This window comes from Devosia sp. Root685 (genome assembly GCF_001427875.1).
In the GTDB taxonomy this organism is placed as follows: domain Bacteria; phylum Pseudomonadota; class Alphaproteobacteria; order Rhizobiales; family Devosiaceae; genus Devosia.
Genome location: NZ_LMHK01000001.1, coordinates 605492 through 621859 on the forward strand (window position 1 = coordinate 605492; position 16368 = coordinate 621859).

Below are 16368 nucleotides of genomic sequence, written 5' to 3' on the forward strand. Positions count from 1 at the left end.
ATAAAATTTACAAGCTATCGAAAGAGCCGCAATCAGGCTCATTTTTCTCAGCAGGAGCCTATGCATGACAACGCTGAACCGGGCCATTGCGCGGGTGACGAGGCGCATCGAGGAGCGGTCCGCCGAGTCGCGGGGCGCCTACCTCGATCAGGTCGCGGTGAGCCTTGAGAACGGACCGCGACGCAATCACCTGAGTTGCGGCAACATCGCTCATATAGCAGCCGCCTGCGTTCCGGGTGAGAAGCGTGCACTGCTCGCGCCGAAGGCCATCAATGTGGGCATCGTCACGTCTTACAATGATATGGTTTCGGCCCATCAGCCCTTCGAGGCCTATCCCGCGCTGATCAAAAGTGCCGTGCGCGAGGTTGGTGCAGTGGCGCAAGTGGCGGGCGGCGTCCCGGCCATGTGCGACGGCATCACCCAGGGGCAGGACGGCATGGAGCTTTCGCTGTTCTCACGCGATGTCATTGCCATGTCGACGGCCATTGCCCTGAGCCACGACGCCTTCGACGCCGCGCTCTATCTTGGGGTCTGCGACAAGATCGTGCCGGGCCTCGTCATCGGCGCCCTCACCTTCGGGCATCTGCCGGCTGTATTCGTGCCCGCAGGGCCTATGCCGTCCGGCCTGCCCAACAAGGAAAAGGTGCGGGTGCGCCAGCTTTATGCCGAAGGCAAGGTCGGCCGCGCGGACCTGCTTGAGGCCGAGGCGAAGTCCTACCATTCGGCGGGCACCTGCACCTTTTACGGCACTGCCAATTCCAATCAAATGCTGATGGAAATCATGGGTATGCACCTGCCCGGCTCAAGCTTCGTCAATCCCAACACCCCTTTGCGCGATGCGCTGACCAAGGCCGCCGCGCTGCGCGCAGTGACCCTGGCCGAACCCGGGCATGGGCACACCCCGATCGCGCAAATCCTCGACATACCAGCCTTCGTCAACGGCATTGTCGGGTTGCTGGCCACCGGCGGATCGACCAATCATACCATGCACCTGATCGCCATGGCGCGCGCGGCCGGCATCATCCTGACCTGGGACGATTTCTCTGATCTTTCAGACATCGTGCCATTGCTGGTGCGCGCCTATCCCAATGGCTCGGCCGATATCAACCATTTCCACGCCGCCGGTGGCATGGGCTTCCTGATGCGAACACTGCGCGATGCGGGCTTGTTGCATGACGATGTCACCACGATACTGGGTGAGGGACTGGCGGCCTATACGCAGGAGCCTTTCCTCGAAGACGGCGAACTGGTCTGGCGCGACGCCGCCACCGAAAGCGGCGACGACGGCGTGCTGCGCCCGGCCGTCAATCCGTTCGATCCGAGCGGCGGATTGAAGCTGCTCGACGGGGCGCTGGGCCGCGCCGTCATCAAGGTGTCGGCCGTCGCGCCAGAGCATCAGCGCGTCGAGGCCCCTGCCCGCGTCTTCCATTCTCAGGCCGCCCTGCTCGACGCCTTCAAGGCCGGTGAGTTGACCGAAGATTTCATTGCCGTCCTGCCCTATCAGGGGCCCAAGGCCTGCGGCATGCCCGAATTGCACAAGCTGACGCCGGCCCTTGGCGTGTTGCAGGACCGCGGCCTCAAGGTCGCCCTCGTTACCGATGGGCGAATGTCCGGCGCTTCGGGCAAGGTTCCCGCCGCCATTCACGTCACCCCCGAAGCGGCCGACGGGGGCCCTATCGCGCTTTTGCGCGACGGCGACATGCTGCGCCTCGACGCCACCAGTGGGCGTCTCGACGTGCTGGTCGATCCGGCGGAGTTCGCCAGCCGCACCACACCGCCGCCGCCCTATCGCAACCAGCGAGGTGCCGGCCGCGAACTTTTCACCAAGCTGCGCGGCATGGCCAGCGGCGCTGAGACAGGAGCCAGCATTGTCGCATAGCACCATCCTGAAGATCGTTCTGGGCAATATCGACGGCCAGGCCGTCGAGGCCTATCGCCTGTCGGCGGGCGGTACCAGCATCGAGGTCATGACCTTCGGGGCCATCCTGACCCGGCTGACCCGGCCCGACCGCACCGGCAAAATCGACGATATCGTGCTCGGCTATGACGATCCGGCCGACTATGTGACCAAGCCGGGCAATTCCGGCGCCATTTGCGGCCGCCATTCCAACCGAATGGCAGACGGCCGCTTTGTGCTCGATGGCAGACCCTATGACTTGCCCCGCAACAACGGCGCCCACCACCTGCATGGCGGCATGCCCGGCTTTGGCAAGCGCTTCTGGAGTGCCCACCCTCATCCCGAGAACAACAGCGTCGAATTCCGGCTCCACAGTCCGGACGGCGACCAGGGCTATCCCGGCGCGCTGGATGCCAGCACCACCTATCGCCTCTCAGAAGAGGGCACGCTTTCGATAACAATGCGCGCGACAAGCGATCGCACCACCGTGGTCAACCTGATCTATCACGGCTATTGGAATCTGGGCGGGCATCGAAGCGGCAGCGTCGAGGGACAGATGCTGCGGATCGCCGCGGATCGCTATACGCCGGTCACGCCGGACAAGATTCCGACCGGAGAAATTGTCGCGGTCGCCGGCACGCCTTTCGACTTCACCACGGCAAAGCCGATCGGCCGCGATATCGCCGCGGCCTGGCCAGGCGGCGGCTATGACCACAATCTATGCCATACCGATTTCGATGGCACGATGCGGCTTTCGGCCGAAGCCCATGACCCCGCGAGTGGCCGCGCCCTGAGCATCCGCTCGAACCAGCCGGGCGTGCAGCTCTATACGGCCAATCACTTTGCCGATGCGCCCACGCCGGGCAAGGGCGGCGCGCTCTATCAACGCTATGCAGGCTTTGCGCTGGAGACGCAGAACTTCCCTAATGCCCCAAACGTGCCGGCCTTCCCCTCCTCTGTGCTGCGCCCCGGCGAAATCTATGAGCACCGCATGGACATTGCCTTTTCAACGGTCGCGCTATGAGCCTCCGCTGGGCGCTGCTCGGCGCCTCGACAATTGCCCGGCAGCGCATGGTTTCGGCCATTCGCGCTGTCGGAGGCACGATCGTTGCGGTGCAGTCGGGCGACCTTGACCGCGCCAGCGCTTTTGCCGCCGACTTCGCCCTGCCACTGGCCGTGACCGACATCAGGCACGCGCTGTCGGGCGCCGATGCCGTTTATATTTCCAGCACCAATGACCGCCATTGTACTCAGGCTCTGACGGCGCTGGCTGCCGGCTGCCATGTGCTTTGTGAAAAGCCGGTCGCCACCAGTATCGAGGATGCACGCGCCATGGTAGCGGCAGCCGAGACAGCGCGGCGGGTGCTGGCGGTCAACCACCACCTGCGGCACAATGGGGTAAACCGGGCCATACGCGAACAAATGCGCGCGGGCGCGGTCGGCCAGGTTCGCGCCATCATCGTCAGCAATGGCGGCTGGCTGCCCGAAGAGCTGCGCCGCTGGCGGTTGAGTGGCGAAGGGTCGGGCATAGCGCTCGACAAGACCGTGCACGACGTCGACTTATTGCGCTTCCTGCTGGGCACCGAGCCGATAGCCGTCAATGCCTCGACCAGCGGTCCGCCAGACCAGCCGGCACAAGCCATCATGGGCGTGCTGGAATTTGACGGTGGTGTCCTGGCGCAGTTCTATGACGACTTCAACGCCCCTCATGGCCAGACGCGCATCGAGGTCATCGGCGACCGAGGGCGTCTCATTGCCGAGGACTGCCTCTCGGGCCGGCCAGCCGGCACGCTCGGCATTTCGGACGCCAACGGCACGCGGCCACTGCCTGTCGATCACGAAAACCCCTATGCCGAAGTGATCCGCGACCTGCATCGCGCCATTGCGGCAGGCACTCCCCCTGCGGCCTCAGGCCGCGACGGCGCCATAGCCCTATCCGCGGCTCTCTCCGCTATCCGCTCGGCTCGAACCAGCGGCCGCCTCGCCATCGAAAGCATCGCATGACCCAATACACCACCACTCTCGAGGTCTGGTTGGCCCAGCATTCCGAGGAACGCCTTGCCTCCGTCATCGCCACTATTGCCAGGGCAGGCGCGGAGATTGCCACGCTGATCCGTGGGGGCGCATTGACCGGCGCCCTGGGCAGCGCAGGTGCCGTCAACGTTCAGGGCGAAACGCAGAAGCGCCTGGACGTGCTCGCCAACGACATCTGCAAGGCGCACCTTGCGGCCAATGCACCGGTTGCCGCCATCGCCTCGGAGGAGGAAGACCACGCCGTGGTTTTCGAGCATCCCGATGCGGGCTTTCTGGTCGCCTTCGACCCCCTCGACGGATCGAGCAATATCGACGTCAATGTGACCGTCGGAACGATCTTTTCCATTCTGCCAGCGTCACCATCAGCCTCAGGCGACGCCACCTTCCTGCAGCCGGGAACACGGCAGCTCGCGGCTGGATATATCGCCTATGGACCACAGGTCGTGCTGGTGCTCGCGCTGGCTGGAAGGGCCGTTCAGTTCACCGCGGACGCCGAGAGCGGCGCGTTCGTCCTCACCCACGAAAGCCTCAAAATCCCGCCCGGCAACCGGACGATCGGCGCCAATGTCTCGAATTTGTCGCGCTGGTCACCCGCGCTTGCCAAAGCGCTTACCAAGCGCCTCGACAGCGGCGACTATAACATGCGCTGGGTCGGCTCGATGGTCGCCGATATTCACCGCGTCCTGCATCAGGGCGGGATGTTTCTCTATCCCGAGCAGTCAGACCGCCCCAATGGCAAGCTGCGGCTGCTTTACGAATGCAACCCCATCGCCTTGATCATCGAGAGTGCCGGAGGCGCTGCCGGCGATACCTTGCAGCTGACCCCGCAACACCTGCATCAACGTGTCGGGTTCATGGCAGGCGACACGAATGAGCTTACATCGTTGATTTCGGCGCCGGAAAACTGTGATCCCTGAGCAATCGGATCACCTGGTTGCCCAAGTGATCTACAGCCCTGACTGGATCATGTCGCGGATTTTGGCTGCTTTCTCGAAGTGGTCCAGTTCGTGGGTCTTGATCCACCACTCGGCGGCTTCCATGAGCAGATCGGGATCGTCATTCCGGTTCGCGAAGAAGGCGTAGAAAGACAGTCCGACGCCCTCGCCCTTCCTGGCGATCTTGTCGGTGCAAACGGCAATGGCTTTTTGCCTGAGGCTGGCGCGCATGGTTGGTCCTTTCTGTGGTGCTCAGACATGGCGCAACGCCGGCCAGAACCTGTCAGTGGGAATCTGCATTGCTGGCGCTTTCCACAGGAGCCCTTGTCGCGCGCCGCCCTCTATGATGGCCGAAACGATTCTCCGGATATTCGCCCATGCAGCCCTCTCGCGACATTTCCCGCCTCATCGAAATCATGGCCGCGCTGCGCGATCCCGAGAGTGGTTGCCCGTGGGATCTCGAACAGGATTTTTCCACGATCCGCCACTATACGATCGAGGAAGCCTACGAGGTGGCTGATGCCATCGAGCGGCAGGATTTTCATGATCTCAAGGAAGAGCTTGGCGATCTGCTGCTACAGCCCGTTTTCCATGCGCAGATGGCCAAGGAAGCCGGACATTTCGATATTGGCGATGTCGTCTACGCCATCACCGAAAAGCTGATCCGCCGGCATCCGCATGTCTTTGGCGATATCATCGCGGACAGTGCCGCCGGCGCCCAGGTCAATTGGGAGGCGATCAAGACGCAGGAACGCGCCGCCAAAGCTGCCCGGCGCGGCGATGAGGTTACCTCGGTGCTCGATGATGTGCCGCAGGTGCTCCCTGCCCTGGCCCGCGCCGAAAAGCTGACCAAGAAGGCCGCCAAGGTTGGCTTCGATTGGCCGGATTTTGCTTCTGTCATGGCCAAGGTCGAGGAGGAAGTCGCCGAGGTGGCCGAGGCGCAGCAGGCGGACGACAATGCAGCCGTGCATGAGGAGATCGGCGACCTGCTCTTTGCCGTCGCCAATCTGGCGCGCCATGCTGGCGTCGATGCTGAAGCGGCGCTTCGAGACGCCAATGCCAAGTTCACGCGCCGGTTTCACTATGTCGAAGCGCGCTGCCGCGAAGATGACATCGAGCCCGGCGCTGCCGGACTCGATCGTCTCGACGGCTACTGGAACGAAGTCCGCGCCGCCGACAAAGCTAAGTAGCTCTTAGAGGTCCGACAGTGCGATCCGGCCGTTGAAGCGCTCAAGAAACGCCGTCTTGTGCCGCGGATCGACGCGGACGACGTAGTCCATGCCCTTTTCGGTCGGTTCGTCGCGCGAAACGACTTCCACATGCGAGTGGAGCCAGCCGATATCGCTGCCGGCGCTATGGGGTATGTGGACGTGATAGGTGCGGCTCTGCTCGCCCAGCGAGCGCTCGATCAGCTTGAGCAGTTCCTCGATGCCCTGCCCGGTATGGGCCGACACCGGCATGCTGGTCAGCACCTTGCCCGCGGGCGCAGCGGCCGCTAGAGCCAGCGCGGGTTCTTCGAGCAAATCGATCTTGTTCCAGACCTCGATGATCGGCGTTGATTCCGAGGAAACGCCGAGCTCGTCAAGGACGGTTAGAACATCCTGCGCCTGGCCCGAGTGATCGGGATTGGCGATATCGCGCACATGGAGAATAATGTCGGCATCAACCACTTCTTCGAGCGTCGCCCGGAAGGCGGCGACGAGATCGTGCGGCAGGTCGGCGACGAAACCAACGGTATCGCTGAGCATGACTTCGCGACCGTGTGGCAGTTCGATTTTTCGGACTGTCGTATCGAGGGTCGCAAAGAGCAGGTCTTCCGCAAACACCCCTGCCCCGGTTAACCGGTTGAACAGCGTCGACTTGCCCGCATTGGTGTAGCCTACCAGTGCAACGACGGGAATGGCGGCACGAAGACGCTGTTGACGCTGTTGGGTGCGCGTCTTCTTCACCTTGTCGAGGCGATCTTCCAGAAGCACGATACGGTCGGTGATCTGCCGGCGATCGCTTTCGATCTGGGTTTCGCCGGGGCCGCCCATAAAGCCCGTACCGCCGCTGCCGCGCTGGCGTTCAAGGTGGGTCCAGGAGCGCACGAGGCGCCCCTTCTGGTAATTGAGATGGGCAAGCTCGACCTGCAACACACCTTCGCGGGTCGCGGCACGTTCGCCGAAAATTTCGAGGATCAGCGCGGTGCGGTCGAGGACCTTGGTATGGGTCTCGCGCTCGAGATTGCGCTGCTGGATGGGCGACAAAGCCGCGTCAACCAGCAGGAGTTCGATGTCTTCGGCCTTCACCTTGGCGGCAATGGATTCGACGTGCCCGGCCCCCAGATAGGTGGCCGGACGAATTTCGCGGACTTTCACGACATCTGAGAAAATGACGTCGAGCCGGATCGCCCCAGCCAGGCCCTCGAACTCGGCCTGGCGCGCTTCAAGGCTATGATAGGACGACTTTCCACGCACATCGGGACAGACTAGCCCCACTCGTGTCGGCTGTTCCTGCCGGTCGATATAGGGCTTCGGGCCGCCCGGAAGGCGGCCATCCTCGTCGTCAAAATCGTCCATATGGTCCGTCAGTCGTGGTCGTTGTTCTGCTCGGGATCGAACAGCTGGATCGGCGCGCCCGGCATGATCGTCGAGATGGCGTGCTTATAGACCAGTTGCGACTGTGCGTCACGACGCAGCAACAGGCAGAAATTGTCGAACCAGGTGATCACGCCCTGCAGCTTGACGCCATTCACGAGAAATATCGTGACCGGCACCTTTTGCTTGCGAACGTGATTGAGAAAGGAATCCTGCAGGTTTTGCTGCTTTTCACTAGCCATTTTAGGCCTCTTACCGCGGCATTTATTGTCGCTGTTGTTTCGCAATCGCTTGCGCCCGGGCCTCTGAAGACTGCCGCCCAGTCTCCATCCCCCGGAATTATCATACATTTCTAACTATGCCACAAATCGGTTGTCCTGCCTACCCGCGGCAAGTGCATGGCACACCGCCATTTTCATATCAGTGTCAAAGCCCCAGCGATTTGATCTTGCGATGCAGGGCGCTGCGTTCCATGCCGACAAATTCGGCGGTCTTTGAAATATTGCCGCCGAATCGCTCGATCTGAGCCAAAAGATATTGCCGTTCAAAGACTTCGCGAGCATCGCGCAGTGGCAAGCTCATCAGGTGCGCCGAAGCATCGGTGTCGCCAACGGTCGGCAGAACCTCACCGATATCCGAAGGCAGCATGCTGGCCGTGATCACGCCATCCTCGGGCTGCTGATCCTTCATCAGGATGAGCAGGCGCTCGATGGAATTGCGCAATTGCCGCGCATTGCCCGGCCAATCCTGCGCCTGCAAGACGGCAATGGCATCCTCGCCGATGGTCATGCGCTGCAGATTGTGCATACGGCAGATCTGCTCGATGAAAACGCTGACCAGTGGCGGAATGTCTTCGCGGCGCTCTTTCAGCGGCACCAATTGCACCGGCACGATTGCGAGGCGATGGAAGAGGTCCGAACGGAATTCGCCACTTTCGGTCAGCGCCGAGACGTTCTGCGAGCTCGAAGAGATGATCCGCACATCGATAGGCACGGCCTGGGCCCCGCCGACGCGGTTGAAGCGATTCTCGACCAGCGTCCGAAGGAGAGCCGTCTGCACCTGGGCCGGCAGCGTCGTGACTTCCGAGAGATAGAGCGTGCCGCCATGGGCACGTTCGAGCGCACCGACTTCGACCTGCAACAGGCCGGACTTGTCACGAGCCTCGCGACCGAAGAGGACCACCGACACTTCATCGGGCGCATAGAGAGAGGCGTTGATCTCGACAAAGGGCGCGTCATTCCGCGGACTGCGCTGATGGATCAGGCGCGCCACGAGCCCCTTGCCTGCGCCTGAAGGGCCAGCAATGAAGATACGCGAATTGGTCGGCGCCGACTTGTCGATAAGACCGCGCACGTGCTGCAGCGAGGGCGAGCCGCCGACCATGTCGGCGCTCTTGGACGCCGAGCGTTCCTTGAGTTCGGCCACTTCGCTGCGCAGGCGCGTTGCTTCCATGGCCCGCTGGGTCACATGCAGCAGCCGGTCGATCTTGAAGGGCTTCTCGATATAATCGTAAGCGCCGCGGCGGATGGCCGAAACAGCGGTTTCGACATTGCCGTGACCGGAGATCATTACCACGGGCATGTCGGGGTGCTGGCTCTGGAAAACGTCCAGAAGCTGCAACCCGTCGAGCCGCGAACCCTGCATCCAGATATCGAGGAAAATCAGGCTCGGCCGCCGGCGGGCGATCTCGTTGAGGCCGCTATCCGCGTCATGCGCCTGGCGCGCCTCGAAACCTTCGTCTTCGAGAATGCCGGCAATAAGTTCGCGGATATCGTCTTCGTCGTCGATGATGAGAATATCTAGAGCCATCTACTTCTGGACAATCGCTGGCACCAGCGACTCCTCCTCTTGGGTCAATTCGGGCTCGACTTGGACCGAATCGTCCTTTTCATTTGTCTTTTGCGGGGCGCGCAGGGGTAGCGTGAAGGTCACGCAGGCACCCACCCTGCCCTGTTCGTCGGGTTCGGCGTCGATCAGTTCCACGATCCCGCCATGTTGCTCGATGATCCTTGCAACGATGGCGAGACCCAGTCCGGTTCCCTTTTCCCGTGTCGTCATATAGGGCTCAAGCAACCGTTGCCGGTTTTCCTTGGGCCAACCCTTGCCGTTGTCGGAAACCGACACGCGGGCATGATTGCCCTCGTAATGCGCTTCGACCCTGATACCCGGCTGCCAACCCGAGCCCACGTCCAGCCCCTCGAATGCCTCTACGGCATTCTTGATCAGGTTGGTCAGCGACTGCGATACCAGCCGCGTGTCGAACCAGGCATAGATCGCTTCATCGGGCAATTCTGTGGCAATGGCAACTTCGGGCAAGCGTACGCTCTCGAGAAAAACAGCTTGGCGGATCGTGTCGGACAGGTCCGCGCGCTCCGGCGCCGCCTCCGGCATGCGGGCAAAGGCAGAAAATTCATCCACCATGCGGCCAATATCGCCCACCTGACGGACGATCGTATTGATGCATTTATCGAAGACTTCCCGGTCATCCTCAAGCTTGGAGCCATAGCGGCGGCGCAGGCGCTCGGCCGATAGCTGAATCGGGGTCAGCGGGTTTTTGATTTCGTGGGCAATACGACGCGCCACATCGGCCCAGGCGCTGGTGCGCTGCGCCGATTCGAGGTCGGTAATATCGTCGAAGGTCAGCACATAGCCCTTTGACTCGGTTATCGAGCCCTCGCGGGTGAGCTGGATCTGATAGATGCGCCGGTTGGTCTCATTGCCGAGCTGGATCTGATCGCGGACCTGCCCGCGCCGGGCGGAACGCGCTTTTTCGATAGTCGGGGCGATTTCGGGCAGGATGTCTTCCATCTTCTCGCCCATCATCTCGATTTCGGTCTTGTCGAGCATCTGGCAGGCCCGCGCATTGACGAGCGTCACCGCGCCAAAGGGATCGAGACCGACGATGCCGGCCGACACGCCTTCCACCACAGCCTCGGTAAACTGACGGCGCTTCTCGTTGACCTCGTTGGCCATCAGCAGCTCTTCACGCTGCGTCTTGAGCTGCTCCGTCATGCGGTTGAAGCCGTTGGAGAGGTCGCGCAGATCGCCCCGGCCCTGTTGAACCGGCACACGCACATCGAGGTCGCCGCCGCTGACCCGCCGCGACGCAATCATGAGGTTCCGGATCGGATCGACGAAGCGATTGGCGAGCGCGATACCGATCCAGAGCGCCGCCAGAAGCAGCACCACGACCAGGCCCACATACATGATGGTAAAGGTGATCTGGAAGACGAGGCGATTGGATGCGTACTGACGATATTCCGTGATATTATCGTCAGTTAGACGCATATATTGAAGTACTTCCGCATCCACCGGGCGCGCCACGAAGAGGAAAACGTCGTCATAGCCGCGCAGCTTGATGACCGAACCGACAAGGTTGGTGCTGCCCGGCGAAACCTCCGTGGGTATGCCTTCGACGACGCCATGGGCGATGTCCGCCGGCAGTCGGGGATAGCCTCCAGAGACATTGATCTGCGCACGCAAGATCGTGTTACCCTCCCCGTCTATCAACGAGGTGAAGGGCAGCGATCTGGTTACGGCCAAAGCTCTCAGGATGCGCTCAAACCGGGAAGGATCGGCCACGAAGGTCTCGTGGGATTGCTCCAGCTCCGTCGCGACCCAGATGATGTCGTCGCGCAGCACCTGAGCATGCTCGAGCATATAGGAGCGAGCCACGAGCCGGCTGCTTTCCACCATGGAGCGGGTGCGTTCGGAGAACCATTGGTCGAGGCCCTGGTTGAGGGCGATTGTCGCAACGATAGCCACCAGAATAGCGGGAATGCCGGCGACCAGCGCAAACATGGCGACCATGCGCATCTGCAAGGCCGAGCCCGGCACGCGCTGCAATCTTGCCTGCACGAGCAGGACTGCCTCCGTCACCACCAGCGCCAGAACCAGCAAGACCAGAATGCCGGTGACCACCCAGATCACCGTCCAGATTTCGGCCGAAGGCTCGATATTGGTCGTGCCGGAGAGGATGAGGAACGACACGGAGGACAGGAGCACCGAGGCGGACACGACAACAAAGCCAAGCACGCGCAAGGGACCATTCCCCTCGGCGGAGAACATTGAACGTCCCAGGGTCGTCCTCGCCGCGGATTTGGCGGGGGCGTCGATGTCTCGGCTAACCGCCTCAGTCATGCAATACTCAGAGTTCTCCGGCTTTCCTGTTCCAGCAAAGACACCACGGCGCAACGCAAAATGAGCGTGAATGCTGCTTTAGGCCGCAAAGCCTGACCCAATTCGGCGGACCCTTCAAGATAATTGTTGCCGAAATGTGACAGTGCGCCTCAGGATGGGCAGAAGTTCGCCACTGGACAACGGTATCGGGCAAGGGCAAAGAGGGCGAAATCCCCCGCGAGCCAATCGTGACCGCCCCTTCCTTCACCAGTACCGATACGGCCAGCCTCAAGGGCATGGCCATGGGCATTTTTGCCTATACGCTGTTCGCCGTGCATGACGCCTTTATCAAGGGCATCATCCACGCGCTGCCGGCTGTCCAGATTCTCTTCGTGCGCGGCGTGATCATCGTCATCCTGTGCATGGTCATCGGGCGCAGCTTCATGTTCGGAAGGCTCTGGGCATCGGCCAATCGCGGCATGATCCTGGGCCGTGGTCTTCTCACGCTTGCCGCCTGGGTCATGTATTACAGCGCCGGCCGCGATCTCCAACTCGCCGAGATGACGACGCTTTACTATTTCGCGCCCGTGCTCACCACCGTTCTGGCCGCCATTTTCCTCAAGGAGCGGCTGACGCTGGCCCGTGTCGGCGCTGCGTCGATCGGCTTTTTCGGCGTTATCGTGGCGGCCAATCCCGGCGGCTTTACCCTGAGCTTGCCGGTTGTCATGGTGCTGCTTGCGGCGCTGAGCTGGTCTATCGCTATGATCCTGATGCGGACGATTTCGAAGTCCGACAGCGCGCTGGTGCAGGTTTTTGCGCAAAACCTCATCCATGCCGTCGTCATGGGGATCGTCAGCATCCCCTTCTGGCAGGGTATGGCACCTTCGGAGTTTCTTTTCGTTCTCGCGGCGGGCCTGATCGGCGGCGCGGCTCAGTTCATCCTCGTCGAATCCGCCAAACTCGTCCCCGCCAGCGTTCTCGGCACGGTGGAATATGGCGCGCTGATCTGGGCTTTCGTGTTCGGCTATCTCTTCTGGGGCGAAACGCCCCTGCCCTCAGTCTATGCCGGCGCGGCTCTGGTCATCGCGGCTGGGTTCGTGCTCGCCTGGACCGAGCATCGCACCCGCCGCGAGCAGATGCGGCGCTAGTTTTAATTGCGCCGGCTATGCTTGACGATTTCGATCGAGTGCGTGCGGATTTTCTTGCGCAGCGTATTGCGGTTGAGGCCCAAAAGGTCCGCCGCCTTGATCTGGTTGCCGCCACAGGCATTGAGCGCCATGGCGATGAGCGGGGCTTCCACCCGGTCAATCACGCGCTGATAGAGCCCGGCCGGCGGCAGGTTCGGCTCATATTCGCGCAGCAACTGCCCGACATGGCTTTCCACAGCCGTTGAGACATCCACCGGCCCCGAAGCGGCCGTGACGCTCGGGCGATCGGCGATATTGAGTTCGTTCTGCACGATCTCAGCCGAAATGCTCTCGTCGGCATATAGGGCCGACAGGCGACGCACGAGGTTTTCGAGTTCGCGAATGTTTCCGGGCCAGGAATAGTTCTGCATCAGCCGAATGGCTTCGGACGACAGCGTCTTGGGCGCCTCGCCCTCGCGTTCCGCGGCGCGCAGGAAGTGCTGCACGAGGTCGGAAATGTCGTCGATGCGCTCGCGCAGCGGCGGCAGGCGGATCGGCACGACATTGAGGCGATAGTAAAGATCTTCGCGGAACAGGCCCTGCCGGATCATCTGGCTGAGGTCGCGGTGCGTCGCCGCGACGATGCGCACATTGGTCTTGATGGCGTTGCGGCCACCGACCATGGTGTATTCGCCCTCTTGCAACACACGCAGCAGACGCGTCTGGGCGTCCATCGGCATATCGCCGATTTCGTCGAGAAACAGCGTGCCACCCTCGGCCTGCTCGAAGCGGCCGGATGAGCGCGTATTGGCGCCGGTAAACGCGCCCTTCTCGTGACCGAACAGTTCGGCCTCGATCAGGTCGCGGGGAATAGCCGCCATGTTGATGGCAACGAACGGCCCGTTGCGGCGCTTGCCGAAGTCGTGGAGCGCCCGCGCCACCAATTCCTTGCCCGTGCCGCTTTCGCCGGTGATCATCACCGTAAGGTCGGTCTGCATCAGCCGCGCGAGGGCGCGATAGATGTCCTGCATCGCGGGCGAACGGCCGACGAGTGGCATCGTATCGCCGGCTTCCTCGACCTTGCGCTCGGCATTGACCGGCTTTTTGGCATCGGCCAGTGCCCGCGACACGACCGATAGCACTTCGGTAATATCGAAGGGTTTCGGCAGGTACTCATAGGCGCCGACTTCCGACGCCCGGATCGCCGTCATGAAGGTGTTTTGGGCGGACATCACGATCATCGGCAGATCGGGGCGCAGCTTCTTGATCTTTGGCATCACCTCGAAGGCATTGCCGTCGGGCATGGCGACGTCGGTGATGAGGACATCGCCCTCGCCGCGGCTCACCCAGTTCCACATAGTGGAAATATTGCCGGTCGGGCGCACTTCGTAGCCGGCGCGAGTCAGCGCCTGGTTGAGCACCATGCGGATGGCGGCATCGTCGTCAGCGAGCAAAACGACATGGCTCATTTCGTCGATACCTCATACGAACTTTGTTGGAAGGCGCCGCTGGCAACGGGCAGCAAAATGCGAAAACGCGTCCGGCCCGGACGGCTATCGCAATCGATCACCCCGCCATGGTCGCCCACGATTTTTGCTACGAGCGCGAGGCCCAGGCCCGAACCGTTGGTCTTGGTGGTCACGAAGGGGTCGAAGAGGAATGGCAGCGTATCGGGCGACACGCCTGGCCCATTGTCCTCGATGACGATTTCGAGCGGCAGCGAAATGCGCTCCGCCACGCCAGCCACGCTGATACGGATGCCAGGCCGAAAAGCGGTCGATAGTCGAATTTCCGGTTTCTGTGTTCTTTCAAGCGCTTCCGAAGCGTTCTTAACGAGGTTCAGGAAGACCTGGATAAGCTGGTCGCGATTGCCGAACACGGGCGGCAGTGACGGATCATACTCTTCGTAAAAGGTAATGCCCCGCGCCACGCCATTGCGCGCCAGCAGTTTCACCCGGTCGAGCACGACGTGAATATTGATCGGCTCACGCTCCATCGGGCGCTCGTCGCCGAACACTTCCACGCGGTCGATCAGACCGACAATGCGGTCCGTCTCTTCGCGGATCAGGCGAGCAAGCGGTACCTCGTCGCTCGAAACCGTCTGCTCCAGCAGCTGAGCAGCGCCGCGGATGCCCGACAGCGGATTCTTGATCTCATGCGCCAACATGGCCGCAAGGCCGGTCACCGAACGCGCCGCGCCGCGCGACACCATCTGCCGGTCGATCTTGTCCGCCATGGTCCGTTCCTGGATCAGAAGGGCCACGCGGCCGTCCACATCCGAGAGGGGACTGGCGAAGACATCGGCGACACGCTCGTCCCCGAAACGGGAAGAGCCGATGCGCACACGATATTCCGTCATGGGCGCGCGGCGCTGCACGACCGTTTCGACCAGCGAAATGATCGGCGAGCCGAAGGCGATAAGGTCATCGAGCTTCTGCCGCGTCAGCACGCTCAGCGAGGCGCCAAAGAAGGCCTCCGCTGCATAGTTCACGAACTGGATCTGGTGCTGCTCATCGAGAACGATGATCGGCTGCGGCAGGGCCTGCAGGACCGCGCGGGACGGAAGCGTATCGGGGGCCGATATGGCAGCACTCATGCGGCCACTCTCCATTCAGGCGAAAAGACCCGGCCGATAAGGTCGAGGACCGCGGCGGGTTGATCATTGTTCAAAAGGGCATTGCGGGTTGGTTTGTCGAGTTCGAGATTGGCCGCCTCGGCATACCAGTCGAGATGTTTTCGCGCGGCGCGCGAGCCGACTTCGGTGCCGTATTCGACCAGCATGTCTTCATAGTGAGACTGGATCAGGGCGATCAGCGCCGCGCCCTGCGGCGCCTCCTGTGGCGTCTCGCCGGCAAGGACGGCGCCAATCTGGCCGACGCGCCAGGGCTGTCCCTGCGCCCCGCGCCCAAGCATCACCGCTGCCGCGCCGGACTGCTCCAAAGCAATCGCCGCGCTTTCTGCATCGACGATGTCGCCATTGACGATGACAGGCACGGGAATCGCTTCAACAACGGCCCGCACCAATTCCCAGCGAGCCGTGCCCTTGTAGAACTGCTGCCGGGTCCGGCCATGGACGGTTATCATCTGCGCGCCTGCATCGACGGCCATGCGCGCGATCTGCGGCGCGTTGAGGCTCTCGTCGTCCCAGCCAAGGCGCATTTTCACCGTGACCGGCAGACTGGTGGCCCCCGCAACCGCCTCGACGATGGCCAGCGCCTGGTCCGGCACCCGCATCAGCGCCGAACCGGCATAACCATTGGTCACGCGCTTGGCGGGGCAGCCGAAATTGATATCGACGATATCCGCCCCCGCTCCTTCGGCGATGCGGGCACCCTCGGCCATCCAGCCGGCCTCGCAGCCGGCCAGTTGTACCATGTGCGGCAGGTCGCCGGCGCGGCGGAGCTTTCGCACCATATCGGCATGGCCGGTGCCCAGCGCGGCACTGGCGATCATTTCGGACACGACCATGCCCGCCCCATGCCGCTCCGCAATTTCGCGGAAGGGACGGTCGGTGATTCCGGCCATCGGGGCAAGGAAGGCGCGGTTTCGGACAGCATGCCCGCCAATGCTCAATGTAAAGGCATTACCCGACAATGATTGCCCCAGAAATGGTCAATTTAGGGAAGGTGCCCGCACAATAATCATTTTGCGGCCGTGCGCAACTGTTAAGGCCCCTT

14 protein-coding genes are annotated in these 16368 nt (G+C 62.1%); 6 read left to right on the plus strand and 8 right to left on the minus strand.

The features are described from left to right. The first annotated feature begins 64 nt into the window (after window positions 1–64). The 4 genes from edd to ASD83_RS02935 are packed head-to-tail and all read left to right on the plus strand — an operon-like array spanning window position 65 to window position 4848. Complete coding sequence (gene edd, locus ASD83_RS02920; protein ID WP_056307771.1) at window positions 65–1879, plus strand: phosphogluconate dehydratase; 1815 nt, start codon at window positions 65–67, stop codon at window positions 1877–1879. After that, window positions 1869–2921 (plus strand): aldose epimerase family protein, encoded by a 1053-nt coding sequence (locus ASD83_RS02925; protein WP_056307772.1) that lies wholly within the window; start codon window positions 1869–1871, stop codon window positions 2919–2921. Before edd ends, ASD83_RS02925 begins: the two co-directional genes overlap by 11 nt. After that, window positions 2918–3901 carry a Gfo/Idh/MocA family protein gene (locus ASD83_RS02930; protein WP_056307775.1) on the plus strand — a complete coding sequence of 328 codons (984 nt, stop codon included), beginning with the start codon at window positions 2918–2920 and terminating at the stop codon, window positions 3899–3901. The genes ASD83_RS02925 and ASD83_RS02930 overlap by 4 nt, the downstream gene beginning before the upstream one ends. After that, entirely contained in the window at window positions 3898–4848 is a 951-nt protein-coding gene (locus ASD83_RS02935; protein WP_056307777.1) for a class 1 fructose-bisphosphatase, read from the plus strand. The genes ASD83_RS02930 and ASD83_RS02935 overlap by 4 nt, the downstream gene beginning before the upstream one ends. A gap of 30 nt (window positions 4849–4878) precedes the next feature. On the opposite strand, the gene ASD83_RS02940 is transcribed toward ASD83_RS02935, so the two are convergent. After that, complete coding sequence (locus tag ASD83_RS02940; RefSeq protein WP_056307778.1) at window positions 4879–5097, minus strand: DUF6500 family protein; 219 nt, start codon at window positions 5095–5097, stop codon at window positions 4879–4881. A 146-nt stretch (window positions 5098–5243) separates the two neighbouring features. Here ASD83_RS02940 and mazG point away from each other — a divergent pair, with 146 nt between their 5' ends. After that, entirely contained in the window at window positions 5244–6056 is an 813-nt protein-coding gene (gene mazG / locus ASD83_RS02945) for a nucleoside triphosphate pyrophosphohydrolase (RefSeq protein ID WP_056307780.1), read from the plus strand. A 3-nt stretch (window positions 6057–6059) separates the two neighbouring features. Here mazG and hflX read toward each other — a convergent pair whose 3' ends face one another. The 4 genes from hflX to ASD83_RS02965 form a co-directional block, all read right to left on the minus strand. Next, on the minus strand, window positions 6060–7427 hold the full coding sequence (gene hflX, locus ASD83_RS02950; protein WP_082560923.1) for a GTPase HflX: 1368 nt from the start codon (window positions 7425–7427) through the stop codon (window positions 6060–6062). Window positions 7428–7435: 8 nt separating this feature from the next. Then, window positions 7436–7687, minus strand: coding sequence for an RNA chaperone Hfq (hfq, locus tag ASD83_RS02955; protein ID WP_056307782.1), 252 nt, complete (start codon window positions 7685–7687; stop codon window positions 7436–7438). Window positions 7688–7871: 184 nt separating this feature from the next. Further along, window positions 7872–9254, minus strand: coding sequence for a sigma-54-dependent transcriptional regulator (locus ASD83_RS02960; protein ID WP_056307783.1), 1383 nt, complete (start codon window positions 9252–9254; stop codon window positions 7872–7874). Next, window positions 9255–11585, minus strand: coding sequence for a sensor histidine kinase NtrY-like (locus ASD83_RS02965; protein WP_082560924.1), 2331 nt, complete (start codon window positions 11583–11585; stop codon window positions 9255–9257). 227 nt (window positions 11586–11812) lie between these two features. On the opposite strand from ASD83_RS02965, the gene ASD83_RS02970 reads away from it, so the two are divergent. Next, window positions 11813–12712 (plus strand): DMT family transporter, encoded by a 900-nt coding sequence (locus tag ASD83_RS02970; RefSeq protein WP_056307787.1) that lies wholly within the window; start codon window positions 11813–11815, stop codon window positions 12710–12712. Between the two features lie 2 nt (window positions 12713–12714). On the opposite strand, the gene ntrC is transcribed toward ASD83_RS02970, so the two are convergent. The 3 genes from ntrC to dusB are packed head-to-tail and all read right to left on the minus strand — an operon-like array spanning window position 12715 to window position 16285. Beyond that, window positions 12715–14160 (minus strand): nitrogen regulation protein NR(I), encoded by a 1446-nt coding sequence (gene ntrC / locus ASD83_RS02975; protein WP_056307789.1) that lies wholly within the window; start codon window positions 14158–14160, stop codon window positions 12715–12717. Then, entirely contained in the window at window positions 14157–15287 is a 1131-nt protein-coding gene (locus ASD83_RS02980) for a two-component system sensor histidine kinase NtrB (protein ID WP_056307791.1), read from the minus strand. The genes ntrC and ASD83_RS02980 overlap by 4 nt, the downstream gene beginning before the upstream one ends. Then, window positions 15284–16285 (minus strand): tRNA dihydrouridine synthase DusB, encoded by a 1002-nt coding sequence (gene dusB / locus ASD83_RS02985; protein WP_056307793.1) that lies wholly within the window; start codon window positions 16283–16285, stop codon window positions 15284–15286. Before dusB ends, ASD83_RS02980 begins: the two co-directional genes overlap by 4 nt. Window positions 16286–16368 lie beyond the last annotated feature (83 nt).